The following is a 23,483-nucleotide window of genomic DNA, read 5'->3' on the forward strand; positions in this document are numbered from 1 at the left end:
GGTTCAACGCCTCCCAACTAATTCTGGCAGCGAGAAAGACTGATGAATAAATGCGATGAATTCACTTTCCCTGAGGGGTTCTCGCTTATGCCAGAATTTGCAATTCCAAACATTTAGATAAACTCAATTTATCACGCATGAGAAGCTCAAGTAATCTTGATACCGCACCAAACCATCCCCAAATGCTCCCTCAAAGTATCGCTACCTGTCTATTTCATACTTAGGAAGTCTGCATATGCTGAGAAATATTAAGATCGGTCGCAAAATCGCGTCAATTTCTTTCCTCGCCTTTATAATTATTATGACCCTTTCTTTGGTTCAGCTTTTCAATCTGCGTAGCAATCTTGTCGACGACAGAATGGACAAGATTAAAACTGCGACAATGACGTTAGTAACGGTCGCACAGGAACTGCAAGACAAAGTGGCCTCAGGAACATTATCCCAAGATGATGCGATAGCGCAGTTCTATGAGATTGCAAGGGTTGCAAACTATGACGGCGGAACAGGGTATTTTTTGATTATTTCTGAAGATGTCGTCATGAAGATGCATCCTAAAGCACCGCAACTAAATGGAAAAGACGTTTCAAAACTTGGGGATGCAAATGGCTATTTGATGTCTGTTGACCTTGTAGCTCAAGGCAAAAAGTCCGATGGCGGCTACACGCGATATTTCTGGACAAAACCCAATCAACCCGAAGATCAAAATTTTGAAAAGATATCTTATTCAAGACAACTTCCGTGGTCCGACATCTTAACAACTGGGGTCTATGTAGATGACATTGAATCTAAATTTTGGGAAAATGCACTGCTTATTTTGACATTTGGCAGCGCCCTTTCTGTCTTACTATTTGTGATCGGCTATTTTATAGGACGCGATATTACTGCACCTCTTTCACGACTCTCGCAACGCATGGAATACATCGCTCGTGGAAACCTTGAAGGCAATATTGAGGATCAGGAGCGCGGTGACGAAGTCGGTAACATGGCACGCACGGTGGTTGCCTTCCGCGACCAGGCAATCGAGAACATCAAGCTTCAGGAAGACCAGCGTGAACTTGAAAAACAGGCCGAGGAAAATCAGCGCAAAGCCCTGATGGATATGGCCGATTCCCTTGATTCTAAGGTCAAGGGACTGATCAGTTCGATCTCGAAATCGATCAAGGACATGCAATTCTCGACCGATGAAATGCGTCAAGCAACCGATATGAACAGCGAACTGTCGGCAGCTGTGGCCTCTGCCACCACCCAGACATCGGGAAACGTTCAGACCGTGTCTGCCGCGACCGAGGAACTCTCGGCCTCCTCGGATGAAATCGCCCAGCAGATTGCAACTTCGGCCAATATCGCCAACCGCGCCAATGACGAAGCGACGCGCACCAACGAAACGGTCACCGGCCTGTCTGAAGCTGCCCAACGCATCGGCGATGTCGCAAGCCTGATCGGCGACATTGCAGAACAGACCAACCTGCTGGCCCTCAACGCCACCATCGAGGCCGCCCGTGCCGGCGATGCCGGTAAAGGCTTTGCCGTCGTCGCGAGTGAGGTCAAAAACCTCGCCAACCAGACCGCCAAGGCGACAGAGGAAATCAATCAGCAAATCCTCGCCGTTCAGAACGAAACCACCGAGGCGGTTGATGCCATCCGCCGGATTTCCGAAACCATCGCCCAGGTCGCCGACAGCTCAACCGCAATTGCCGCCGCGGTTGAAGAACAGCACGCCGCCATCGGCGAAATCTCGCGCAGTGTGCAACAGGCGGCTGACGGCACGCGCGAAGTCTCTGAACGCATCGAGACGGTCAATGACAACGCTGGCAAAGTGTCGTCTGGCACCAACCAGCTTGCCAGCACCGCAGAAAAACTGGTGTCCGAGGCCGTCGCCCTTGATGACGCGGTTGAGGCCTTCCTCGACAATTTGCGCAAGAACGCGTCATAAACCATCACATCAGACCACGTAAAAGCCGCCCCGGAGCTTCTCCGGGGCGGCTTTTGTTTTGGGTCGTTAGCAGAGCGCCAATTACGGGCGTTTGGCTTCAATCTCGATTTCGATGGTCACCGGATCACCAACCTGGGATGTATCGGCCCACTGGCCCTGCCCGACGCCAAAGTCGGTACGGTTGATGGTCACCGTTCCCTTGGCTTCGGCCTCGTTGCCTTCGATCTCAAGATCAAACGGCAAGGTCACTTCGCGGGTGACATCGCGGATCGTCAAGTCGGCAACCGCTTCATATTTGCCCGGCGCGATTTCTTTGAAGGACTTGGTGGCAAACTTTGCGGTCGGCCATTGTGCGGCGTCGAACCAGTCGGGCGAGACGATTTGACTGTCGCGATCAGCATTCTCGGTATCGGCGGACGCAATATCGATCAGCACCTCGACCGAGGAGCTGGCAAGATCATCGGGTGAAAACACGATCTCGGCGGCAAAGGATTTGAACTCGCCTTCGAACTCGGCACCAAGCTGGGTCCCGGTGAATTCGATTTCGCTGTCATTGGCCTCAACCACCCATGGGTCGGCTGCCTTTACCACGCCGGAAAAACCGGCAAGGGTTGTGGCAAGGGCCAAGGCGGGCAGGATTTTGCGCTTCATCTGAAACATGTCAGTTTTCCTCGAGTTTGCCGGGCAACATGCGGCGCAACGTGGCATCGCGATCCCATAAATGATGTTTGAGTGCGGCGAGAATATGAACACCAACCAATCCGGCAACCGCCCAGGACAGCAACCAGTGCGCTGTGCGCAATGTATCAAACAGTTCCTGATCGGGCGAAACAAGGTTTGGCAGGGTAAACAGGCCAAACACACTGACCGGGTAGTTTGCCGCTGATGACATGGTCCAGCCGGTCAAAGGCATGGCAAACATCAGCAAGTACAAACCCAGATGCCCGGCCTTTGCGGCCAGCCGTTCGATCTGCCATTTGCCAAGTTCTTCAGGTGTCGGTTCGCTATGGCGCCAGATAACACGCAGGATCACAAGGGCCAGCACTGTCACGCCAAGCGACTTGTGGCGCGATATCCATTCAAGCTTTTCCATGCCGAGCGGCAGGAAATCCATATACCAGCCGATGGAAAATACGCTGATCACCAGAAGCGCCATCACCCAGTGGATGGTCTTGGTCACCGCGCCAAAGGCCTGCTTTGTACTGCGAAGTGTCATAACCGGCTTCCCTCACTGCCAGCCCGGATTGTTCCGGGTCCTACCCAATTTTGTCCGGGCCTAAAATATGATGTGCGCCGCAGCACACTTGCCACAGCGCACATCTTACACCCGGTGAGACAGAATTACTTCTGTTTCAGGAACTCGGAAGAAATCTGAAGTTCGACTTCGTCACCAACACCGCCGACAAGGTAATCCATGCCGTATTCCGAACGGGTCACGGTACCGGTTGCCGAGAAGCCAACAACCGAGTCACCGGTCATCGGATGTTCGCCTTCACCGGTCAGGGTGACGTCAAGAACCAGCGGCTTGGTTTCGCCAAGGAAGCTCAGATCACCGGTAACGGTTGCCCCATTTTCGCCAACAAGCTCGACCGAGGTGCTGGTGAAGGTTGCGGTCGGGAAGCTTTCAACATTGAAGAAATCAGCCGTCTTCATGTGGTTATCAAGCGCTTCAACACCGCTATCGATCTGGTTGAGATCAATGGTGATGGTCGCTGAGGATGCCGACGGATCTTCACGATCAAGCGTCAGCTCACCGGTGGTGCCGGCAAAACGGCCCTGGAAGTTGGAAAAACCAAGATGGTTGACGATGAAGATCACGCTGGTGTGGGTCGGATCAAGTTTGTAGGTATCCGCCGCCTGGGCTGAGAAAGCCGCACCCGAAAGACCTGCAGCAATGGTCAGCGCAACGCCAGCTTTTTTAATCGACTTAAACATTTTCATTTCCCTCATGTTCACAAGGTGCAGACGAACGCTGCACCAAAATAAATCGTCAACTGAAGATGACAGGCGCACCGCTTGCCCTCAAGCCAGCGAAACCGCAACATATATTTTCGTTTAGGGAAACAATCACAAAAACATCTGCCATATTCTTGACAATTTAGGCCAAATCACCGCAAACAGCTTGGCCTTGCGAATAGGTGTTTTCCACCATTTGGTGATCTCAAACGGGGCACTGCCAACGAAAAAGCTGACCGCAATTGCGATCAGCTTGTTTCCAATCCGGACCTGATTGGCGTCAAGTTGGGCTTATGGCTGTTCCGGTGCAGCCTGACCTTGCGTTGCGGATTCGCCGCCCTCGCCCTCAGAGCTGGCCGGGCCAAGGCATTCCTTGAGCCACACGTCATAGACCGGATGTTCAAGCGCTGACAGCCCCGGGCTTGAAGCAAACATCCAGCCCGAAAACAGTTGAGTGCGCGTGGCATTGCCATCATCGCGAATGTCGGCAATATCAAGGAAAGTCGCGCTTTCCGGGCGTTCTTCCGGTGGTGTGCGGAAACAAGCATCCACCCGAATTTCGAGCGTCCCGAAACTTGCCGTGCGCCCGACGGGCACCTCAAAGGTCGAAATCCGCGCGGTAATCTTATCAAGGCCCTGCAGCTGGGCGACCGGGGCCGGGCGATAATCAAGCGCCGAAGACGCTGTTCCGATCATTGCACATGTCGAACAAATCGCGGCAATCGCAAAGGATCGTTTCATTGTGGTCTTCAGTCCTGTTTGTCGCTTTTGTCATAAGGATTGTGCAGTTCGGCCACCAGATCGCGCATCACATTGCGAAACTGTTCTTCGTCACAGCCCATCAGAAGCGCATCTTCCAGCGCATCCTGCATGATTTCGCGCAGTTCGCCGAAATTGTCATTGAGAACCTTGATCTTTTCCACACACGAAAGCGGCGAGCCATCGCTGGCCTGCCAGGTGGGGAAGTGATCAACATTTTCGGTCTTTTTCATCAACCGCTCCGACATTCTGTGCAAGGCGGGGTTTGCGTTGCCTACCCTGCCCTTGCGGCCTATCTGCATCAAACCTTGCGGGGCAAACCCGGCAAAATCATGGCCGTAAATCACCGATCCGCGATGGCTTAATTTTCGCTGTTGGTCGAGGAATAGATAACCTGACCAATCAGGTCTTCAAGATTGACCGAGCCTTGGGTGTATTCGATCTCGCCACCGGCCTCGATCATGTCGATATCCCCGCCCGGCTCAAGCGCTACAAACTTGCCACCCAACAATCCGTCGGATGCAATCTTGGCGGAGCTATCAAGCGGCAGCGCCAGATTGGGCTGCACCGACATTTTGACAACCGCCATATAGGTATCGGGATCCAGTTCCTGTGCGGTCACTGTACCGACCTTGACCCCGGAGACACGGACGTCATTGCCAACAACAAGACCGTCGATACGGTTGAAGCTGGCCATGATTTCATAGCCTTCCACCGTATTGATCCCGGCGCGTGAATAGGAATAGGCCGCAAATCCGACCGCAATCGCGATCACGGCAGCACCGGCAATGGTTTCAATCAGTCTGTTGCTCATAGACCTTATCCGTTCTGTATCTCTTTGAGACTTAGGGTCAAAACCCATCAATTTGGTTTGAATGGTTCACCGTATTTGTGCGGATACGCGGAGCAAAATCGCAGGAAGATTTATATCTTTCAAGGTTTTACGACAAAGTAGCCCGTGCAAATACGGTGAATCCGAAGGACAGACGTTATATTTGTAAACTCCGACGTCAAACCCCTTGGCCGGGATACCGGCCCGCCCTGCAGGCTTTTCCTTGGATTTCACAAATATAACGACTGCCATTTAAATCAAATTGATGGGTCTTGACCCTATACTGTATTGCCCCGCCCGGAAAAACAACCACCCAAACAACGAGTGCTTGAAACGAGCACCATGCAACACACAACACATCCTGAACAAAAACGGGCGCGAGTTGCCCCGCGCCCGCCTGAAATCGGAATTCTTTATGGACGGATCAGCCTTCCGGCGACCATGCCTGATAATCGCCGGTCGCTTCCGGGCGCTTGCCACCACTATATTCGTGGCCTTTCGGACGATAGGCGTGCTTGGTGCCCGTCAGGTTCGGCAGGTGATCTTTCTGCCAGTCATACCGGTCTTCGGCCTTGTCAGACAGCGGCGCATCAACGGTGTAATGCAGCCAGGCATGCCATTCAGCCGGAACTTTCGATCCTTCGACGACACCTTTGTAAACAACCCAACGCTTGGTGCGGCGACCCTTTGCCGGAGTCTTTTCGGTGTAATAGGTATTGCCGAAACGGTCTTCGCCAACGCGCTTGCCAAACAGCGCAGTATAAATACGGGTGCCGACGGTGGCCATGTTGGGTCTCTCTCCAGATCTGGTTTGTCCGCCCGAATTTCGGGAAGGCGGCAAAAGGCGTCACAGGGCGAACGGTGATACACCCTGTTAATCAAGTGACTTATATGTCGTGATGTGCGGGGAAAGTCAATGTTTCAAGCCGCCCGGAAGGCAAACTGATCAACAAAACCCATGGCATTGCGCCGAATGCTAAATCGATACGTGTTCAGGGTGACTTTTGGCGTCTTAAAACAACCCACAACTGCTTGTGGGGCGACGACTCTTTGATCCCCCTACATCTGGGGCCTTTATCCACCCCGTTATCCACAAACCGCCCCATATATGTAGTAGGCCGCAAGCCTTGTCCTTCCTGCATTTGCGCCTGCAGCAAAAAGAAGACTTTAATATAAATATCAAACTGTTATCATTGGCTTCCATGCTAGAAAAAACAACGAAACGCCGCGTTTTTCGCTTCGCACTGGAAATGGAATGAAAACGGCGTTAGCTTGATCCTGCGTTGTGTAGGTTTACCTCGTTACCACACAATATGTAGTCCGATTCTTTGGACCGACACACAATCACGCTGCGACACAAAGCGCAGTTTTCCGGGCCTCCCGGACCGATTCAGAGATTGTTAACGAGAATCCCACCAGCATCGAATCAGCAAGACAGCACCTAGTCCACTACATGTTGTGGTAAAAATTACTGTCAACCACAAAGATTAGTGGACTGTGGCGAAATTTTGCCGTTATATTCCTTCCCACGGACCGGCTGGTTCCAAGGGGGGACCACACCACCGACCACCCATAATTGCGACGCTCTGGAAATGCCGGAAAATATCGGCATCGGGGGCAGCGCAAGAGCATTGAGCAAACTATATAAAGTCAGGCGATGTTGGCGCATCACCCGAAAGCGCCCTGTCACGTCTGATCACAACCGGAGCAGACCATGCGGATCACCAGAAAGTTCACTCAGGAAGGCGTCAGCCCATACGCCGATATCGAATTTCGTAAGTCATCGTCCGTCATCAAAAACCCGGATGGTTCCGTCGTTTTTGAGATGAATGACGTTGATATGCCCGCCTCCTGGTCACAGGTGGCGAGTGACGTTCTGGCACAGAAATACTTCCGCAAGGCTGGCGTTCCGGTTGCGCTCAAACCGGTCAAGGAAAAGGACGTGCCGTCCTGGCTTTGGCGTCAGACCGCTGACACCGCCAAGCTCGACAAAATGCCGGCTGAAAAACGCTACATCAGCGAAACCAGCTCGACCCAGGTTTTTGACCGCCTGGCAGGCACCTGGACCTATTGGGGCTGGAAAGGCGGCTACTTTGACGCCGAATCCGATGCGCAGGCCTTCTTTGATGAAATGCGCTATCAGCTCTCCCATCAGATGGGTGCACCGAACTCTCCGCAGTGGTTCAACACCGGTCTGCATTGGGCTTATGGCATTGATGGTCCGGCACAGGGTCACTCCTATGTTGATTTCAAAACCGGCGAACTGACCAAATCTTCCAGCTCGTACGAGCATCCGCAGCCGCATGCCTGCTTCATTCAGTCCGTTGCCGACGACCTCGTCAACGAAGGCGGCATCATGGACCTTTGGTCACGTGAAGCGCGTCTGTTCAAATTCGGTTCGGGTACCGGTTCGAACTTCTCCAATGTTCGTGGCGGCGGTGAAAGCCTCTCGGGCGGCGGTCGTTCTTCCGGCCTGATGAGCTTCCTGAAAATCGGTGACCGTGCTGCTGGCGCCATCAAATCGGGTGGCACCACCCGTCGTGCTGCCAAAATGGTTGTGGTCGATATCGATCACCCGGACATCGAAGAATATATTGATTGGAAAGTCGTCGAAGAGCAGAAAGTTGCTGCCCTCGTCGCCGGATCCAAGCTGGCTGAAAAGCACCTTACCGCTGTTCTGAAAGCGTGCAGCAATTGGGATGGTGACGCAGAATCCGAAGACCGTTTCCTGCCGCGTGCCAACCCGCAGCTCAAAGAAGCTGTGCTGGGCGCCCGCGCTGTGATGATCCCGGATTCCTACATCAACAAGATCATCGAATTCGCCCGTCAGGGCTTCACCGAAATCAGCTTCAAGACCTATGACACCGATTGGGATTCCGAAGCATATCTGACCGTTTCGGGTCAGAACTCGAACAACTCTGTACGTGTCTCGAACGACTTCCTGCAGGCTGTTCTTGATAACGGTGACTGGGAACTGATCCGCCGTACGGATGGCAAAGTTGCCAAATCGATTTCGGCCCGCGATCTGTGGGACAAAGTCGGCGAAGCTGCTTGGGCGTGCGCTGATCCGGGCATCCAGTACGACACCACGATCAACGAATGGCACACCTGCCCGAACTCGGGTCGCATCAATGCGTCCAACCCGTGCTCGGAATACATGTTCCTTGATGACACCGCATGTAACCTCGCATCGCTCAACCTGATGAACTTCCGTTCTGATGATGGCGGCGTGGATATCGAGGCATATGAACATGCCGTTCGTCTGTGGACCGTTGTTCTGGAAATCTCGGTTCTGATGGCACAGTTCCCGTCTGACCGTATTGCTGAGCTGTCCTATCGTTACCGTACCCTTGGTCTTGGCTATGCCAACATCGGCGGCCTGCTGATGAGCATGGGCATCTCGTATGACAGCGACGAAGGCCGTGCGATTGGCGCGTCCCTCACCGCGATCATGTGTGGCGTATCCTATGCGACCTCGGCCGAAATGGCTGGCGAACAGGGTCCGTTCCCGGGTTATGGCGACAACGCCGACGAAATGCTGCGCGTCATGCGCAACCACCGTCGTGCCGCTTATGGCGAGCAGGAAGGCTACGAAGGTCTGTCGATCAACCCGGTTCCGCTGGTTGCTGCTGACAGCCCCTATGCCGATCTTCCGGTTGCGGCGCGCGCAGCCTGGGACAAGGCCGTCGAGCTTGGTGAAAAGCACGGCTACCGTAACGCCCAGACCACCGTTATTGCCCCGACCGGCACCATCGGCCTGGTCATGGATTGCGACACCACCGGGATCGAGCCGGACTTCGCACTTGTGAAGTTCAAAAAGCTTGCTGGCGGCGGTTACTTCAAAATCATCAACCGCACCGTTCCGGTTGCTCTGGCAACGCTCGGCTATACTGAAAACCAGATCCGCGACATTGAAAAATACGCGGTTGGCCACGGTACGCTCAAAGGCTCGCCTGCCATCACCCATGATGACCTGAAAGCCAAGGGCTTTGACGACGATGCACTTGCCAAGGTTGAAGGTGCCCTGAAGAACGCATTTGACGTCAAATTCGTCTTCAACAAATACACCTTTGGCGATGATTTCTGCGTCAACACGCTGGGTCTTGATGCCAAGGCGATCAACAGCATGGACTTTGACATGCTCGCAGCCCTTGGTTTCGACAAAAAACAGATCGAAGCAGCCAACACCTATGTGTGTGGTGCGATGACCCTTGAAGGTGCCCCGCATCTGCGCGACGAAGACCTGCCGGTCTTTGATTGTGCAAACCCGTGCGGCCGTATCGGCAAGCGTTACCTGTCGGCGGAAAGCCACATCCGCATGATGGCCGCGGCTCAGCCGTTCATCTCGGGTGCGATTTCCAAAACCATCAACATGCCGAGCAGTGCGAACATCCAGGATTGTAAAGACGCTTACATGCTGTCCTGGCGTCTGGGCCTCAAAGCCAACGCGCTCTATCGCGATGGTTCGAAACTCAGCCAGCCGCTCAACTCCGCACTGGTGGAAGAAGACGATTACGCCGATCAGCCGACCGCAGCCAAGGCAGCCCAGGCGTCCGAGCAGATCGTCGAGAAAATCATCGAGCGCGTTGTCCGTGGCGACCGTCGCTCCCTTCCGGGCCGCCGCAAAGGCTACACCCAGAAGGCCACCGTTGGCGGTCACAAGGTTTACCTGCGCACCGGCGAATACGAAGACGGCAAGCTTGGTGAAATCTTCATCGACATGCACAAGGAAGGCGCTGCGTTCCGCTCGCTGATGAACAACTTCGCAATCGCGGTGTCCATCGGCCTGCAGTATGGCGTGCCGCTCGAAGAGTATGTCGAAGCCTTCACCTTCACCCGCTTCGAGCCGTCCGGTATGGTTTCGGGTAACGATGCGATCAAGATGGCAACCTCCATCCTTGATTACATGTTCCGTGAACTGGCGATCTCCTACCTTGGCCGTAACGACCTCGCCCATGTTCAGCCGTCCGACATCCTCCCGGATGCGGTTGGCGAAGGTGTCGCCGAAGGTGATCTTGGCGAAGCCGCCGAGAAAGCTGGTGATCCGGCGATCGAAACCATCCGCAAGGTGGCATCAAGCGGCTTTGTCCGTCGCAACCTCTATGTGGTTGATGGTGGTGTCCCGGCCGAGGAACGCGTTGTCGAAGTCAAATCGACCGGCACCGATGGCCACAGCCACACACCGGAAACGGCAAGTACGACCACGGTCACCACAACCACCACGACCGAGGCGGCTGCAATCCTGTCCACCAGCGAAGAAGTCATCGCCAAAACCGATGACAAGATGGACAAGATCCGCGAAGCCCGCATGAAAGGCTATGAAGGCGACGGTTGCCCCGATTGCGGCAACTTCACCCTGGTGCGAAATGGCACTTGCCTCAAATGTGACTCTTGTGGCGCGACCACCGGTTGCTCCTAAGGGCTTAAGCCCTTCAGAAAAATTGACGCAATAAGCAAAACGGCCGGGCGAAGTCCCCGGCCGTTTTGCATTATTTCACTTGAATGACGGACAATCTTTCGACGCAGTCTAGGGTCAGGACCTAGCCCGTGGCTCCCGCCACCACACCAAGCTTCTCAAAGGCTTGCATCCAACCACCACCTGCCGCACTCCCTTCTGGCACACCGGCATGGATCATCGTCATGATGGTTTTCCCACCTTCAGAACGTAAATCCACGGTAACTTCTGTTACATCCGGGGTTCCCTCAGGCATTCCCATACTCTGCGCAGATATTATGACGCCGTTCGCATCACACATACTCTCGGTATAGACAAGGCGATCTGGTGCTCGCACTTCCTTGAAAACACCGATAAACCACATTTGAACACTTCCGTTCGGTCGTGCCATTTCCATACAGATTTTGCGAACACCACCAACAGAAACATCCATCTCGACAACGGGTATTTTGGCACCATTGGGGCCGTACCACTGCTTGAACAATTCCGGGTCCGTCCACATTTGCCAAACACGATCAATATCGGCATCAAATTCGCGTTCAATACGTAGCCAATCTTGCTGATCAGTCATGCCCGTCATCCTTTTCTTTCAATACAAGCGCGTCAATCTTGTCAAATCTGCTGCTCCAGATGTGCCTGTATTGATCCGTCCAGTGCGCAATCGCTTCCAGCGTAGCTGAGTTCAACACGCACGGCCGGAACTGCGCGTCCTTGCCACGGCGCACCAAGTCGGCACGCTCGAGTACGTGAATGTGTTTTGATATCGCCGGAAGGCTCATATCAAACGGTTCCGCTAGCTCATTGACAGTTGCCTTCCCCTCAACGAGCAAATCTAGCATCTGCCGTCGGGTTGAACTGGCCAGTGCGCTGAAGATGAGATCAAGCTGTTTTGCTTCAATTTCAGTCATATCCCAATTAATAAACCATCTAGTTAATTAATCAATTGGTTTAATTCTGAAGGTATCATTTCATGAATGAAATTAGTAGGCTTCCGAAAACCGCGATCACTAACGACCGCAAACTAGCTGGAAAAAACTCGAACCATGTCTGCTCTTGCCATTGATTTCGATACCGCTCTCATCGTCCTTGATGTGCAAAAGGCCATCGATGATCCGCGCTGGAACAGCAAAAACAATCCGAACTATGCCGACGTCATCGCAAAACTTTTGGCAGAGTTTCGTGTGGCAAGCCTTCCTATCGTTCATATCCGCCACGAAGAAACCAACCCGGCGTCAAGTTTCTATGTCGATGGCCCGGGCCAACCGTTCAAGGACGAAGCCCTGCCCCTGGATGGTGAAACCGTCATCGCCAAGCAGCAAAACTGCGCCTTTGTCGGAACGTCACTGGAAAAACACCTCCATGATCGCGGCATCAAACGCCTGATCTTCACCGGTGTGGTCATCCACAATTCGATGGATGTCACGATCCGCTTGGCCCATTGCCTTGGCTTTGAAAACTGGTTGGTGCTTGATGCCACCACGGCAATTGATGTGCGTGATGCCAATGGCAAAACCTTCGCCGCGCAGGATGTGTTTGATCTGTATGCCGCGGTTCTGGCCTCGGAATATTGCGAGCTTACCGAAAGCTCCACGGTAATCGCCGCCTTCCCCTGATCGGAAAACGCACCCAAAAACAGTGTTTTGGCACTGCCGGTCAATAAACCGGCACGCCCTGCACAGTCCGCAGCATAGTATCCGCTATTCTCAAGCATGGGTACAAACCGCTGATCAAGTAGATCAGTCATACGGAGGGTGTGATGAAATCATCCGGAACGACTAACTCGGGCATCAAACAGGTCGGCGTTTCCGTGCAGACGGAACATCGCAGGTCTTTGCATACCCATCTGCTTCCTGTTGTGATTATTGCGCACGATACGCCGGATCTTGCCCGCCTCATGGGGGCCTATATCGGGCGTGCGCGTCTGGCTTTGTTGCCAGACTGGGCCTCAGCGACAAAGCTCATCAAATCACTTCGCGCCAACCATATCGGAATTCTTGCGGTTCTCGGTTTCCCCCGACAACCCGGCATCCATCCCGCTTTCGGCAAAACATGCCAATTCAAATGCAGATGTGACATCCGCGCACAAGAATGCGTCGGATATGTCCCCGCGCACATCCGCCACAGGCATGCGTCGAAACGTTTTGGCGCCGACTGAAACTGTTGCCTGATCCGTGTGTGCAGCACGGTAAAAGATGAAGGGGCCTGATCTCGCGTCCCCCCTCGCCTGATCGCAAGCTCCGTCGATCAGGCATCTAACCAAGCGTATGCAGCCAGTTTTCATAACGCTTGTCGAGGGCCCCTTCATCCACGTGGCGCGGATGCGGTGAAACACCTGCACGCACATCCCCCGGCGTAAGGCCATATTTTGCGCGGAAGGCCCGAATAAATCCGGTGTCGGTCTCATAACCACATTCAAGCGCGATATCATAGATCGAACGCTTGCCCTGCATCGGGTCCCCCAGAACCTTGAGCGCATGGCGCAACCGCATATCGCGCAGATACTGATTAACCCCGCCATGTTTCTTGAACAGGCGATAAAGGTTTGATCGCGACAGGCCAAGATCATCCGCCGCCGTTTCAGCCGTCAGGTCGGGCGATAACAGATGTTCTCGGAAATAGCGCCGTATCATCACGCTCTTTTCGATGTCCTGACGCATCGCCTGGTTCGCATTTGTCTCGCCCGTTGCACCGTTCAGACAGGTCGCCAGCATCATGACGATGGATTTCTGCAAAACCGATATCTGATTATCATCCAGTTGATCGATATAGCGATGCATCGACAGGATCTGGTTAAACAGCATGCCGACCAGCGGATCGCGTTCCGAAAGAAAACGCAGGTTGTGACCTTCGGGATTGGTCAGATGATCCTCGACCAGACGCCGGGGCAGAAATAGATGCAGGGAATTGAACTGCTCACTGGCCTGGGCTTCGGTCCGCTGCGACAGATCAAGCAACAACAATCCGCCGGGTTGAAGCACCTCGCCACCAACGCCGATATCGGACTTCACCCCGCCATCGGTGTAAAGCTGGACGTTATAATGATCCATGCCGTCTGCTGCGATCATCTGGGCCGTGCGCGAAAAGCTTTGTGAACAGCTTTGCGCTTCGACCATCATCAGATCGCGATGACGCCAGGAATCAAGATTGGCAACGAAACCGTCTGCACGCATCCTGCGGTCCGCATCCACGCTATAGATGCAGTTGATGCTTTCTTTCCAGATCTCGAACTGTTTGGCACTGGGCAAATCACGCAAGGAAAAGCGTGATCTTTCAAGCACCGTGCTCTTGGGGGATCGTTGTTGCGTCATACCTTGACAGCTTTAATCAGAAAATCATTCTTACTTTCACAATGCGCCTCTTCCGGTTGATTATCAAGCACCTTTAAATTTGCATAATATTATGAAAAGCAAATGCTTATATAATAATTCCTCCAGAAACAAACGAAAGTCCTTCTGAAAAATCACGAAACTATGCGACCGGTATTCCTCCGCCAATGTTTCCTTTTGGGGAACAAAAACCGCAAATGGCAACACACTGTTGCCAAACCATGACTGGTCAATATCCCCGATGCGGCGCATATTCATATCAAATGATTGAATAACCCATCGAGGTTTTCCCATGACGAACACAGCTTCAAACACCGGCAGCAGCGCACAAAGCCTTGCGCCGATCTTCATTTCCCACGGATCGCCGATGGTGGTGGCGCGTCAAAGCACGCCGGCCTTCGACTTCTTTGTCGATGAACTGTCAAAAATGACCGATGGCGTGCGCGCCATTCTGATGATTTCCGCCCACTGGCAGGCCGCCGCGCCGACGATCTCGACCGCCGCCAAGCAGGAAACCATCCATGATTTCTACGGCTTCCCGCAGCCACTTTATGATCTGCAATATGCCGTTGATGGCGCCCCGGAACTCGCGCGTGAAATCGCCGAGGAAATCGGCATTGATACCGACGCTAACCGCGGCCTTGATCACGGTGCCTGGATGCCGATGTATCTCGCCCGCCCCGATGCCGATATTCCGGTCTTTCAGCTATCGATGCTGGGCCATGGCAATGCGCGCGATCATTATGAATTGGGCAAAAAGCTGCGCAAACTGGGCGAGAAAGGCATCTTGGTCCTTGCCAGTGGTGCCATGACCCATAACCTGCGCGCCCTTGATTTCAACGAAGGCCCGCCGCAAGGCTGGGCAACCGAATTCACCGACTGGATGCTGGACAAAATCGAAGCGGGCGATATCAACGCCCTGCTTGATTATCGCGATACGGCACCTGGCGCCAAAATGGCTCATCCCGAGGACGACCACCTGATGCCGCTTTATGTTACGCTGGGTGCCGCCCCCGAAGGCTTTGCTGCCAAGGTCCTACATAACAGTTACGAGTTCGGCAACCTTGCCATGACGGCCCTTCGCTTCTACGATCAGGATGAGCTCAAAACTGCGGCCTGACGGCGGTTCTTCTTTGTGATCCCGTCCGGCCCCAAGCCGGACGGAGTTCCATGCTTTCACAAGACCAAACAACCCTTGAAATCCCCACCAACGGTCAGGGATTGTACGAAATCACCGAACCGGTCCAGTCATGGGTGGCTGAAACCGGTCTTGTGTGCGGGCAACTGACCGTTTTCGTCCGCCACACATCCGCCAGCCTGACCATTCAGGAAAATGCAGACCCGGATGTACGCCTTGATCTTGAAAGCTTCTTTGGCCAGCTGGTACAGGAAAATCCCAGCCTCTATCGCCACACCTGCGAAGGCCCCGATGATATGCCCGCCCACATCAAATCGGCCCTGACCGATGTGTCGCTGACCATCCCGGTTTCAAACGGCCGCGCCGTACTTGGCACTTGGCAGGGCGTTTATCTGTTTGAAAATCGCCGCGCGCCCCATACGCGCAAAGTCACCCTGCATCTGATTGGAGAATAGCTGGCGACCTCCGGGATTAGGCCCCCTGCGCGCCCCCGGATACCCAAAGCCCTTTCACCTGAATCTCAAGCAGTTCGCGCAATGTCGCGCACATGTCTTCGCAATCGAAATTCTGCGTGCTGAAATGCTCGTGAATGGTGAAGAGAAACAGCGCCATCAGGGTCTTCTGTATAAGATAAGGCGGCAAGTCCGGGTTAAGCTCCCCCGAAAGCTGCGCCTCTTCAATCAGCGCCTGAACAGCAGCAACCAGCCCGCTGCTTTCCATGACGGAATGCACAGCGCCCTTTCTGGGCGAAAACACGATCTGCTGCATGATCACTTGCCACAAACCGGGATTAAGCCCGACCTGCGTAAACCGGTAGGACGCAATATGCATGACTTTATCAACAAAGGACCATTCCGGGTCCATGGTATAAAGCCCTTTTTCAATGGCCTCCGCCATTTGTGCGCCCACACAGCAGATCAGCAATTCTTCCTTGGTCGGGAAGTGATTGAAGATTGTTCCTTCCGCCACCCCGGCCTTCTTGGCGATCTCGCGCGTTGGCACGGCATCAAAGTCCCCGGTGCAAAAGCACGCGCGCGCCGCATCAAGGATCTTCTGACGGGTTTCTTCGCGCTGGACAGTTCGAATATTCATCAACATCCCCTGATATGAGCACACTCACTGAGTACACTCATTTAAATCAGAAGATCGGATGAGTCAATTCCGGGTGATATTCGAAGAACGCTCGATGGCTGCCTGCATCACAGGCCCGCGACACGCCGCAAAGATGTCTGTCCCGGGTCGATAAAGCCCGCTCGATACATGCATCGCGCCCAGCACCGTCGAAAACAGATTGTCGTGCGAGAAGCGGCCATTTTGTGCCTGATTGGCAAGGCATCCGGTTTCAATCCGGTTGGCCTTGGCATAGCCGTCCGACATCCAGATCATCATCGGCACCTTGGTCTGCTCAGACGGCGCAAGAACATAGGGCGCCCCATGCAGATACAACCCGCCCTCGCCCAGCGACTCTCCATGGTCGGAAACATAAAGCAGCACCACATTGTAATCGTCCTGATAGGATTGCAGGCGTTCGGTCAATTGCGCGACCACATAGTCCGTATAGCGGATGGTGTTGTCATAGGTATTGATAAGCTCTTCTGTGCTGCAATTTTCAATGTCGCTGCGCGGACAATCGGGGGCAAAGGCCCGATGTGCGTCGGGATAACGCTTGTAATAAGTCGGCCCGTGACTGCCCATGATATGAAAGGCGATCAACCGGTCATGCGGCTTATCTGATGTCACCTCGCCCTCAAGGCCGCGCAGCATCACTTCATCAAAGCACGTTCCCAGTGCGCACTCTTCGGGAAACTCATCGGGCGAAATCTCGATATGCTGTATCCGGTCACACACCCCCTTACAGCCTTCGTCATTTTCCTTCCACAGAACATCAATCCCGGCATGATCGAGCACATCCATCAGGCTTTCACTATGGCGCGCGACGTCACCGTCATAACCGGCGTGGTCCATCGGCGAAAACATGCATGGTACTGAAACCGCCGTCGCCGTTCCGCAAGACGACACATCCTGAAAGGCCAGCATACCGTCAATCTGGCTGGTAAAGGGCGATGTCGGGCGCCCATAGCCATTGGCCGCAAAACTTTGCGCCCGCGCGGTTTCGCCGATCACCAGAAACATCAGGGTCGGCTTGTCCTCGGCGGCCATCGCAACCTTGCGCGCATCCTGTCCGATGGCCCGAAACGGCATGTCGGCATAAAGATAGCGCAGCTTCACAAGCTGGATCGTCCCGGTAATGTAGTTGGACGGCACGATCTCCTTGCCCAGCACCTTGTTATTGCGCCCGACCGATGCGTAATCCTTGAAATAAAGCGCCCCGATCCCGCCAAGCACCAAAAGCGGCACCACCATCAAAACCACCCGCTGCCCGATTCCACGCAAAACGGTTTTCGGGAATTTCAGCGGCACAAGGATCAGCAAGATCGCGGGCACAAGCCCAGTGACCACAAACCACAAGACCGCCTCCAGATTGAAATAGGAAAGCGCTTCGCCCTGATTGGTCTCGACCACATTTTCGATCATGCCGCGATCAAACACGATGCCGTATTTCAACATCGCATAATGCGCTAACGCCCCGGTCAGGATCAGGAAAACAAAGAACGGCTTGAACAGATAGCGCCACGAAAACGGCGTAAACACCACCATTGATGCGCAGATCAGAACAAATGGCGCGCTGATGGCAAAGCCCGCGTCATAATCACCCAAGCCCGCCAGAATGCTGTAAAAATGCCCCAGCACCTTCCAGTTCAGAACCAGCGTGAAATACACCGCCAGCGCCAAAAGGCCATATCGATAATCAATCGGTGAAAGACGTAAGAACGAACGGTTTCGTGGCATGCGGGCATCCCTGGGGCAATGAACCATGCCCCACGCATACCGCGCGAACCTGACAGCAAACTGAAATCATTCGGAATGTCTGCGCGCGCATCACGCGGCGGCACGGGCCCGCTTGCTTGCGCGCAATCCCATCAGACTGTGGATGACAAGGGTACTGATTACAACCGACCCGCTGATCAACGTCATCTCGTCGGGCACTTCATTGACAAACACCCAGACCAGAAACGATCCAAAGATCGCCTCATTAAGCATGATCAAGCTGACTTCTGCCGCCGGAATTTTGCGCGAAGCATAAGCAATCAAAAGGAATGACGCCGGTAACACCCAGAAACCCATCAACAAAAGCCAGATCCAGTCTGCCCCGATTGGCGAAAACGGCTCAGCACCTGGCAACAACACCAGCGAGACGACAAAAGACCCAAACAGCATGCCCTTGATCGCATCGATATCAGACTTGGCCCCCAGCACGTTGAAATAACCCGCCATGCAGATCGACGCCCCAAGGGCCAGCATATCACCCAGCGCATTTGCTCCGCCAAACCCGGCACTAAACAGGCTGAGCAACGCAACAAACACCACAACCGATGCAATCCAGGTCCGCATCGGTTGGGAACGTTTGAAAATAAACACCCCGATCAACCCGGCCAGAAGCGGCGTCGCGGCAATAATGATCAATGTATTGGCCGCATCGGTATTGCGCACCGAAAACATGAAAAGCGTACAGGTCCCGCCGTAAAACAGCCCGGTCAGCATTTCATATCTGCTGGGCCGGATGGATTGCACAATGCTCTTGCCCTGCTGCGCCCCATTCCAAAGCGCAACACCCAAAAGCGCCATGCTCAAAAAGCCCATCCGCCAGAACGCGGTTGTAAAATCATCGGCTTCTATCAGACGCAGCAAAAGCGCATCCGGCGACAGGATCAAAACCCCCAAAAGGGCAATCCAGCCACCATGCACATGCCTCATCTGATCCCGTAACGCCATCTGATCCAACCTTTTCGCGGCAAGTGCTGCGTCAATACGACAAAAAACAAAGCAGCACGCGGTATGCTGTGCTGCCGAAGCCCCATTGTTACGGGCCTTTCCCATTATGGCAATTCGATTTTTTTCAACAGTTCTTGAATGGGTTTCCGGCCCGTGCCTGCTCCGCAGATCAGGCGATTGCAGCGATACAAAGAAACTGTTTTGTTTGCCCGCCAACCCCGATAAGTTGGGGGCAAATTTGAACATCTGCCACGCAACAAGGATGGATCATCATGGCTGGTAAAATCGACGCCCATCTTGCCGATCTCGGCATCACGCTTCCGACCGCAACCGCCCCGGTGGCGAACTATGTGCCCTATGTGGCTTCCGGCAATCTGGTCCATATTTCCGGTCAGATCACCATGGAAAATGGCGAACTGAAATTCGTCGGCAAACTTGGTGCTGATTATGATGTCGAAACCGGCCAGAAGGCTGCCCGTCTTTGCGCGCTCAACCTTGTCGCACAGCTCAAGGCCGCCATCGGCGATCTCGACAAGGTCACGCGCGTTGTCAAACTGAACGCATTCGTTAATTCCGCCCCCGATTTCACCGATCAGCCCAAAGTCGTCAATGGCGCCTCTGACACCATGGTCGAAATCTTTGGCGATGTCGGCAAGCATGCCCGCTCGGCCGTTGGCGTTGCCGCCCTGCCACTCGGCGTTGCGGTTGAAATTGACGGCATTTTCGAAGTCGCCAACTGATTTCACTGCCGCCAAATCATCAAGGCCGGGCGGATCTGCCCGGCTTTTTTATGCCCGGCCACCACCTTGTTCTTGACCTTAACCGGGGTTGAGGTCGGACAAGACCGCATCACATCCATCGCGGAGGAAGAAAATGCGCGTTTTTGTCACCGGCGGTACCGGCCTGATCGGCTCGGCCATTGTTGAAAACCTGATGGCCCATCAACACCATGTTTTCGCACTTGCCAGAGCCCCTACCAGCCAGAGTTTTCTGACCGACCTTGGCGCCACCGCGATCATGGGCGACATCACCGATCCCGCCGCCTGGATCACCGATCTGCCAGATGTCGATGCCATCATCCACACCGCCTGCACATTTGATGCTGACATGGCGGAAACTGATCAGAACCTTCTTGATCACCTGATCGCCGCCGCCCGCCAGATGCCGGGTCAGGTGCGCTTTATCTATACCGGCGGCACATGGCTTTTCGCCCAAACCACCCCGGATGAAGCAATTGGTGAAAGCACGCCATTTGATCCCCTGCCCGATTTTCAATGGATGTGTGCGGGCATTGATCGGGTACGCAGCGATGACGGGATTGATGGCATCATCATTCATCCGGCCTGTGTTTACGCCACCGGCCGCCATGGCCATTACGGATTGTTTGCCCGTGGCATCGAAACAGCGTGGCTTGAAAACCGGGTACAAGTCATCGGCGATGCCAACACCACCCTGCCGATGATCCACACAGACGATCTCGCCGATCTGTATCGCCTGGTTCTGCAGAATGGCAAAGAAAAGTCATCCTGGTGCGGGGTCGGCCTGAACGGTGTGACCAACCAACACCTTGCCGAGTTGATTGCGCAGCATTTCGGAAATGACAACTGCCAGCTCGCCCCGATAAGCACCCAAACCGCCATCGAACATCTCGGCAGCTGGGCCGCGGGCCTTGCCCATCATCAGGTCATGAGCAATCAGGCCGCCCGCCGCGATCTGGGCTGGTCCCCCGCTCATCAGAACATCGCAGCCGACATCAAATCGATCAAATGACCTGAACCAGGGCGCCAAAAGTTAACGTCATTAACTTTCCGTACTGATCGTTTTCAGGCCAACCACCCCGGCAATGATCATCAAAAGGAACACAGACTTAACCGCCGTCATCGGCTCCTTCAGGAACAGCCAGCCGATCAGTGCAACCGACGCCGTCCCGAGCCCGGCCCAAACCGCATAGGCGGTTCCGACCGGAATGATGCGCAGCGTCATCGACAACACCCAGAAGCTCAGCCCATAGACGCCAAGGCTCAGCACCGTAAATCTCCAATCGGTAAATCCGTTGGAAAATTTCAGCGATATCGTCCCGATCACTTCAAGACTGATCGCAACAAACAGAAATACCCAGGCGAGCATCTTTGACGTCCTTAACTGTAAGGGGTGGTGGCGGCAGGCATTTCCAAAATGGCCGAAAACGCTCTTTAGGGCAATCCCCACGCCAAACCGACAAAATTACCTTGCTGTAATCTGGATCAAACCTGCGCCAATTTGATTGCGTATACTATCGCAACAGGGCACATTGCCCGGCATGGATTAATGGCGATGGCAGCACAGATACGGACCGCCATCCCCGGCCAAGAAACAGGATAAACAGTCATGATCGAAACCGATATTCTGATTGCAGGCGGCGGCATCGCCGGAATGAGTGCTGCGGCACGTTTTGCGGCAGACGGCCATCAGATCGTGATTGTCGACCCGGCCCCGGTCGATATCGGCGAAGGTACGGACCTGCGCACCACCGCCTTTCTCGAGCCCGGCATCGAAACACTTAAAAAGGCTGGCGTCTGGGATGCCATCAAACCGACCGGTGCGGAACTGCGGGTTATGCGGATTGTCGATGCCGGTGGTGCGGAGCGCACCCCGCGCGAAACCGCCGATTTTGATGGCGCGGAAACCAAGAACGGCTTCTTTGGCTGGAACGTTTCGAACAAGGCCGCCCGTGTCGCCCTGATGGCGCGCCTGGCCGAACTTGATAATGTCGATTTCCGCTTCTCGACCAAGGTGACGGCGTTCAAAAGCACCGCACGCTACGGCGAAGCCACACTATCGGATGGTCAGACGGTGCAGGCCAAAGTGGTGATCGCGGCAGACGGCCGCAACTCGTCGCTACGTGACATGGCCGGGATCAAATACAAACGCTGGGCTTATGATCAAAGTGCTTTGGTCTTTGTCGTCACCCACGACAAACCCCATGACAGCATCTCGACCGAAATCCATCGCACCGGCGGCCCGCTGACCTTGGTCCCGATGCCCGATCTTGATGGCAAGCCCTGCTCGTCGGTCGTCTGGATGGTTCCGGCCAGCCGTGCCGATGAACTGAACGCCATGAGCGACGAGGCCTTATCCGCCGAAATCACCAAAGACACCATGAACCTGTTTGGGCCGCTGACAGTCGCAAGCCTGCGCGCCGTCTGGCCAATGATCTCGCAAGTGCCGTCGCGCCTGATTGCCGCCCGCCTTGCCCTGATCGCAGAATCCGCCCATGTCGTGCCGCCAATCGGCGCGCAAGGTTTGAACATGAGCCTGCATGACATCGAAACCCTGGCCGAACTGATGGCCAAGGCCAAACTGCATGGCGAGGATATCGGCGCGACCCCGCTTCTGAAATCCTACGAACGCCGCCAGCTGCCCAAAACCGTGGCCCGCGTCGGCGGCATCGACCTGCTCAACCGCGCATCGATGTTCGAACCCAAAACACTGCGCGACCTGCGCTACGCCGGCCTCACCGCCATCAACCGCATCGGCCCGCTTCGTAAACTCGCCATCAAGGTCGGGGTGGGCAAATAAGCCGCCCGCCCACCCACCGTCCGCGCCCTCACCCGTCATTCCCGCGCCGGCGGGAATCCTGACACCGCAGGATTCCACAGGATTCCAAAAAAAAACGTTTTACCGCCCAACCGGCCTTGCCGGATTACCAACAACCGTCGCCCCGGCGGGCACATCGCGTGTGACAACCGATCCGGCACCGACAATCGCCTCATCCCCGATGGTAACGCCAGGTAAAATAATCGCACCCCCACCGATCCAGACATTTTCGCCAATCGTCACCGGTCGTGCGATTTCAAGATGCTGTTTGCGAAGCTCCGGATCACGATGATGGTCGGCACAATAAATCTGCACATTCGGACCCAGCATCGAATGCCGCCCTATCTTCACGGGCGCGGTATCCAGGATCACGCAGCCGACATTCAAAAACACGTCCTCGGCCAAATGAATATTGATGCCATAGGCACAATGAAACCGCGCCTCGATCCGCACATCATCCGCACATGCTGCAAACAGCGCCCGCAACTTCGGCCCGATATTGCCGCGCTCAGACGGATAAAGGACGCTATGCTCATGACACGCCTCAAGCGCGCGATGGCGCAACACGGCGATTTCCGGATCAAGGCAGGAATACCACTCACCGGCCTGCATTATTTCCAGATCGGTTTTGGGCTTGGGGCTTTCTGACATCCGTGGCGCTTTCCAGAATCATG

At 54.5% G+C, this 23,483-nt stretch carries 24 protein-coding genes; 9 read left to right on the forward strand and 15 right to left on the reverse strand.

Annotation, left to right across the window (positions count from 1 at the left end; genetic code table 11):
* Positions 1–301: 301 nt before the first annotated feature.
* Positions 302–1,933, forward strand: coding sequence for a methyl-accepting chemotaxis protein (locus ACXAF0_RS12700; RefSeq protein ID WP_475346834.1), 1,632 nt, complete (start codon positions 302–304; stop codon positions 1,931–1,933).
* 81 nt (positions 1,934–2,014) lie between these two features.
* On the opposite strand, the gene ACXAF0_RS12705 is transcribed toward ACXAF0_RS12700, so the two are convergent.
* From ACXAF0_RS12705 to ACXAF0_RS12735, 7 genes are all read right to left on the reverse strand, one after another.
* Positions 2,015–2,593 carry a YceI family protein gene (locus ACXAF0_RS12705; protein ID WP_475346245.1) on the reverse strand — a complete coding sequence of 193 codons (579 nt, stop codon included), beginning with the start codon at positions 2,591–2,593 and terminating at the stop codon, positions 2,015–2,017.
* Between the two features lies 1 nt (position 2,594).
* Positions 2,595–3,149 (reverse strand): cytochrome b, encoded by a 555-nt coding sequence (locus ACXAF0_RS12710; RefSeq protein ID WP_475346246.1) that lies wholly within the window; start codon positions 3,147–3,149, stop codon positions 2,595–2,597.
* 125 nt (positions 3,150–3,274) lie between these two features.
* Positions 3,275–3,868: a YceI family protein gene (locus tag ACXAF0_RS12715; protein WP_475346247.1), complete on the reverse strand. Its 594-nt coding sequence runs from the start codon at positions 3,866–3,868 to the stop codon at positions 3,275–3,277.
* 312 nt (positions 3,869–4,180) lie between these two features.
* Complete coding sequence (locus ACXAF0_RS12720; protein ID WP_475346248.1) at positions 4,181–4,630, reverse strand: DUF2155 domain-containing protein; 450 nt, start codon at positions 4,628–4,630, stop codon at positions 4,181–4,183.
* 8 nt (positions 4,631–4,638) lie between these two features.
* Positions 4,639–4,881 carry a hypothetical protein gene (locus ACXAF0_RS12725; protein WP_167725297.1) on the reverse strand — a complete coding sequence of 81 codons (243 nt, stop codon included), beginning with the start codon at positions 4,879–4,881 and terminating at the stop codon, positions 4,639–4,641.
* Between the two features lie 128 nt (positions 4,882–5,009).
* A complete protein-coding gene (gene mlaD, locus ACXAF0_RS12730; protein ID WP_475346249.1) occupies positions 5,010–5,462 on the reverse strand; it encodes an outer membrane lipid asymmetry maintenance protein MlaD in 453 nt (150 codons plus the stop codon).
* Positions 5,463–5,904: 442 nt separating this feature from the next.
* Positions 5,905–6,267, reverse strand: coding sequence for an NADH:ubiquinone oxidoreductase subunit NDUFA12 (locus ACXAF0_RS12735; protein WP_475346250.1), 363 nt, complete (start codon positions 6,265–6,267; stop codon positions 5,905–5,907).
* A gap of 927 nt (positions 6,268–7,194) precedes the next feature.
* Between ACXAF0_RS12735 and ACXAF0_RS12740 the strand changes: the two genes are divergently transcribed.
* Positions 7,195–10,899: a vitamin B12-dependent ribonucleotide reductase gene (locus tag ACXAF0_RS12740; protein WP_475346251.1), complete on the forward strand. Its 3,705-nt coding sequence runs from the start codon at positions 7,195–7,197 to the stop codon at positions 10,897–10,899.
* Positions 10,900–11,020: 121 nt separating this feature from the next.
* Here ACXAF0_RS12740 and ACXAF0_RS12745 read toward each other — a convergent pair whose 3' ends face one another.
* Entirely contained in the window at positions 11,021–11,506 is a 486-nt protein-coding gene (locus ACXAF0_RS12745) for an SRPBCC family protein (RefSeq protein WP_475346252.1), read from the reverse strand.
* Positions 11,499–11,843, reverse strand: a complete 345-nt coding sequence (locus ACXAF0_RS12750) for an ArsR/SmtB family transcription factor (RefSeq protein ID WP_475346253.1) — start codon at positions 11,841–11,843, stop codon at positions 11,499–11,501. Before ACXAF0_RS12750 ends, ACXAF0_RS12745 begins: the two co-directional genes overlap by 8 nt.
* 135 nt (positions 11,844–11,978) lie before the next feature.
* Between ACXAF0_RS12750 and ACXAF0_RS12755 the strand changes: the two genes are divergently transcribed.
* Together ACXAF0_RS12755 and ACXAF0_RS12760 are read left to right on the forward strand one after the other, a co-directional pair.
* Entirely contained in the window at positions 11,979–12,548 is a 570-nt protein-coding gene (locus tag ACXAF0_RS12755; RefSeq protein WP_475346254.1) for an isochorismatase family protein, read from the forward strand.
* Between the two features lie 143 nt (positions 12,549–12,691).
* A complete protein-coding gene (locus ACXAF0_RS12760; RefSeq protein WP_475346255.1) occupies positions 12,692–13,090 on the forward strand; it encodes a hypothetical protein in 399 nt (132 codons plus the stop codon).
* A gap of 97 nt (positions 13,091–13,187) precedes the next feature.
* Here the strand turns inward: ACXAF0_RS12760 and ACXAF0_RS12765 are convergent, their stop codons facing one another.
* A complete protein-coding gene (locus tag ACXAF0_RS12765; RefSeq protein WP_475346256.1) occupies positions 13,188–14,243 on the reverse strand; it encodes an AraC family transcriptional regulator in 1,056 nt (351 codons plus the stop codon).
* A gap of 310 nt (positions 14,244–14,553) precedes the next feature.
* Here ACXAF0_RS12765 and ACXAF0_RS12770 point away from each other — a divergent pair, with 310 nt between their 5' ends.
* Complete coding sequence (locus tag ACXAF0_RS12770) at positions 14,554–15,381, forward strand: DODA-type extradiol aromatic ring-opening family dioxygenase (RefSeq protein WP_475346257.1); 828 nt, start codon at positions 14,554–14,556, stop codon at positions 15,379–15,381.
* Between the two features lie 50 nt (positions 15,382–15,431).
* On the forward strand, positions 15,432–15,854 hold the full coding sequence (locus tag ACXAF0_RS12775; protein ID WP_475346258.1) for a secondary thiamine-phosphate synthase enzyme YjbQ: 423 nt from the start codon (positions 15,432–15,434) through the stop codon (positions 15,852–15,854).
* 16 nt (positions 15,855–15,870) lie between these two features.
* On the opposite strand, the gene ACXAF0_RS12780 is transcribed toward ACXAF0_RS12775, so the two are convergent.
* From ACXAF0_RS12780 to ACXAF0_RS12790, 3 genes are all read right to left on the reverse strand, one after another.
* Positions 15,871–16,491 (reverse strand): TetR/AcrR family transcriptional regulator, encoded by a 621-nt coding sequence (locus tag ACXAF0_RS12780; protein ID WP_475346259.1) that lies wholly within the window; start codon positions 16,489–16,491, stop codon positions 15,871–15,873.
* 63 nt (positions 16,492–16,554) lie between these two features.
* Positions 16,555–18,249, reverse strand: coding sequence for a phosphoethanolamine transferase (locus tag ACXAF0_RS12785; RefSeq protein WP_475346260.1), 1,695 nt, complete (start codon positions 18,247–18,249; stop codon positions 16,555–16,557).
* Between the two features lie 90 nt (positions 18,250–18,339).
* Complete coding sequence (locus tag ACXAF0_RS12790) at positions 18,340–19,233, reverse strand: DMT family transporter (RefSeq protein WP_475346261.1); 894 nt, start codon at positions 19,231–19,233, stop codon at positions 18,340–18,342.
* A 272-nt stretch (positions 19,234–19,505) separates the two neighbouring features.
* On the opposite strand from ACXAF0_RS12790, the gene ACXAF0_RS12795 reads away from it, so the two are divergent.
* Together ACXAF0_RS12795 and ACXAF0_RS12800 are read left to right on the forward strand one after the other, a co-directional pair.
* Positions 19,506–19,973 carry a RidA family protein gene (locus tag ACXAF0_RS12795; RefSeq protein WP_475346262.1) on the forward strand — a complete coding sequence of 156 codons (468 nt, stop codon included), beginning with the start codon at positions 19,506–19,508 and terminating at the stop codon, positions 19,971–19,973.
* A gap of 133 nt (positions 19,974–20,106) precedes the next feature.
* Positions 20,107–21,003 carry an NAD-dependent epimerase/dehydratase family protein gene (locus ACXAF0_RS12800; RefSeq protein ID WP_475346263.1) on the forward strand — a complete coding sequence of 299 codons (897 nt, stop codon included), beginning with the start codon at positions 20,107–20,109 and terminating at the stop codon, positions 21,001–21,003.
* Between the two features lie 30 nt (positions 21,004–21,033).
* Here the strand turns inward: ACXAF0_RS12800 and ACXAF0_RS12805 are convergent, their stop codons facing one another.
* Positions 21,034–21,360 carry a DMT family transporter gene (locus tag ACXAF0_RS12805; RefSeq protein WP_475346264.1) on the reverse strand — a complete coding sequence of 109 codons (327 nt, stop codon included), beginning with the start codon at positions 21,358–21,360 and terminating at the stop codon, positions 21,034–21,036.
* A 240-nt stretch (positions 21,361–21,600) separates the two neighbouring features.
* Here ACXAF0_RS12805 and ACXAF0_RS12810 point away from each other — a divergent pair, with 240 nt between their 5' ends.
* Positions 21,601–22,791: an FAD-dependent oxidoreductase gene (locus ACXAF0_RS12810; RefSeq protein ID WP_475346265.1), complete on the forward strand. Its 1,191-nt coding sequence runs from the start codon at positions 21,601–21,603 to the stop codon at positions 22,789–22,791.
* A 99-nt stretch (positions 22,792–22,890) separates the two neighbouring features.
* On the opposite strand, the gene ACXAF0_RS12815 is transcribed toward ACXAF0_RS12810, so the two are convergent.
* Positions 22,891–23,460: a sugar O-acetyltransferase gene (locus tag ACXAF0_RS12815; RefSeq protein WP_475346266.1), complete on the reverse strand. Its 570-nt coding sequence runs from the start codon at positions 23,458–23,460 to the stop codon at positions 22,891–22,893.
* Positions 23,461–23,483: the final 23 nt, after the last annotated feature.

This window comes from Thalassospira sp. ABD4_177, from assembly GCF_056160125.1.

Bases quoted from the DNA above. Each gene is read 5' to 3' on its own strand.
- ACXAF0_RS12700 (WP_475346834.1), top strand. From the start codon at position 302: ATGACCCTTTCTTTGGTTCAGCTTTTCAATCTGCGTAGCAATCTTGTC.
- ACXAF0_RS12705 (WP_475346245.1), bottom strand. From the start codon at position 2,593: ATGTTTCAGATGAAGCGCAAAATCCTGCCCGCCTTGGCCCTTGCCACA.
- ACXAF0_RS12710 (WP_475346246.1), bottom strand. From the start codon at position 3,149: ATGACACTTCGCAGTACAAAGCAGGCCTTTGGCGCGGTGACCAAGACC.
- ACXAF0_RS12715 (WP_475346247.1), bottom strand. From the start codon at position 3,868: ATGTTTAAGTCGATTAAAAAAGCTGGCGTTGCGCTGACCATTGCTGCA.
- ACXAF0_RS12720 (WP_475346248.1), bottom strand. From the start codon at position 4,630: ATGAAACGATCCTTTGCGATTGCCGCGATTTGTTCGACATGTGCAATG.
- ACXAF0_RS12725 (WP_167725297.1), bottom strand. From the start codon at position 4,881: ATGAAAAAGACCGAAAATGTTGATCACTTCCCCACCTGGCAGGCCAGC.
- mlaD (WP_475346249.1), bottom strand. From the start codon at position 5,462: ATGAGCAACAGACTGATTGAAACCATTGCCGGTGCTGCCGTGATCGCG.
- ACXAF0_RS12735 (WP_475346250.1), bottom strand. From the start codon at position 6,267: ATGGCCACCGTCGGCACCCGTATTTATACTGCGCTGTTTGGCAAGCGC.
- ACXAF0_RS12740 (WP_475346251.1), top strand. From the start codon at position 7,195: ATGCGGATCACCAGAAAGTTCACTCAGGAAGGCGTCAGCCCATACGCC.
- ACXAF0_RS12745 (WP_475346252.1), bottom strand. From the start codon at position 11,506: ATGACTGATCAGCAAGATTGGCTACGTATTGAACGCGAATTTGATGCC.
- ACXAF0_RS12750 (WP_475346253.1), bottom strand. From the start codon at position 11,843: ATGACTGAAATTGAAGCAAAACAGCTTGATCTCATCTTCAGCGCACTG.
- ACXAF0_RS12755 (WP_475346254.1), top strand. From the start codon at position 11,979: ATGTCTGCTCTTGCCATTGATTTCGATACCGCTCTCATCGTCCTTGAT.
- ACXAF0_RS12760 (WP_475346255.1), top strand. From the start codon at position 12,692: ATGAAATCATCCGGAACGACTAACTCGGGCATCAAACAGGTCGGCGTT.
- ACXAF0_RS12765 (WP_475346256.1), bottom strand. From the start codon at position 14,243: ATGACGCAACAACGATCCCCCAAGAGCACGGTGCTTGAAAGATCACGC.
- ACXAF0_RS12770 (WP_475346257.1), top strand. From the start codon at position 14,554: ATGACGAACACAGCTTCAAACACCGGCAGCAGCGCACAAAGCCTTGCG.
- ACXAF0_RS12775 (WP_475346258.1), top strand. From the start codon at position 15,432: ATGCTTTCACAAGACCAAACAACCCTTGAAATCCCCACCAACGGTCAG.
- ACXAF0_RS12780 (WP_475346259.1), bottom strand. From the start codon at position 16,491: ATGAATATTCGAACTGTCCAGCGCGAAGAAACCCGTCAGAAGATCCTT.
- ACXAF0_RS12785 (WP_475346260.1), bottom strand. From the start codon at position 18,249: ATGCCACGAAACCGTTCGTTCTTACGTCTTTCACCGATTGATTATCGA.
- ACXAF0_RS12790 (WP_475346261.1), bottom strand. From the start codon at position 19,233: ATGGCGTTACGGGATCAGATGAGGCATGTGCATGGTGGCTGGATTGCC.
- ACXAF0_RS12795 (WP_475346262.1), top strand. From the start codon at position 19,506: ATGGCTGGTAAAATCGACGCCCATCTTGCCGATCTCGGCATCACGCTT.
- ACXAF0_RS12800 (WP_475346263.1), top strand. From the start codon at position 20,107: ATGCGCGTTTTTGTCACCGGCGGTACCGGCCTGATCGGCTCGGCCATT.
- ACXAF0_RS12805 (WP_475346264.1), bottom strand. From the start codon at position 21,360: ATGCTCGCCTGGGTATTTCTGTTTGTTGCGATCAGTCTTGAAGTGATC.
- ACXAF0_RS12810 (WP_475346265.1), top strand. From the start codon at position 21,601: ATGATCGAAACCGATATTCTGATTGCAGGCGGCGGCATCGCCGGAATG.
- ACXAF0_RS12815 (WP_475346266.1), bottom strand. From the start codon at position 23,460: ATGTCAGAAAGCCCCAAGCCCAAAACCGATCTGGAAATAATGCAGGCC.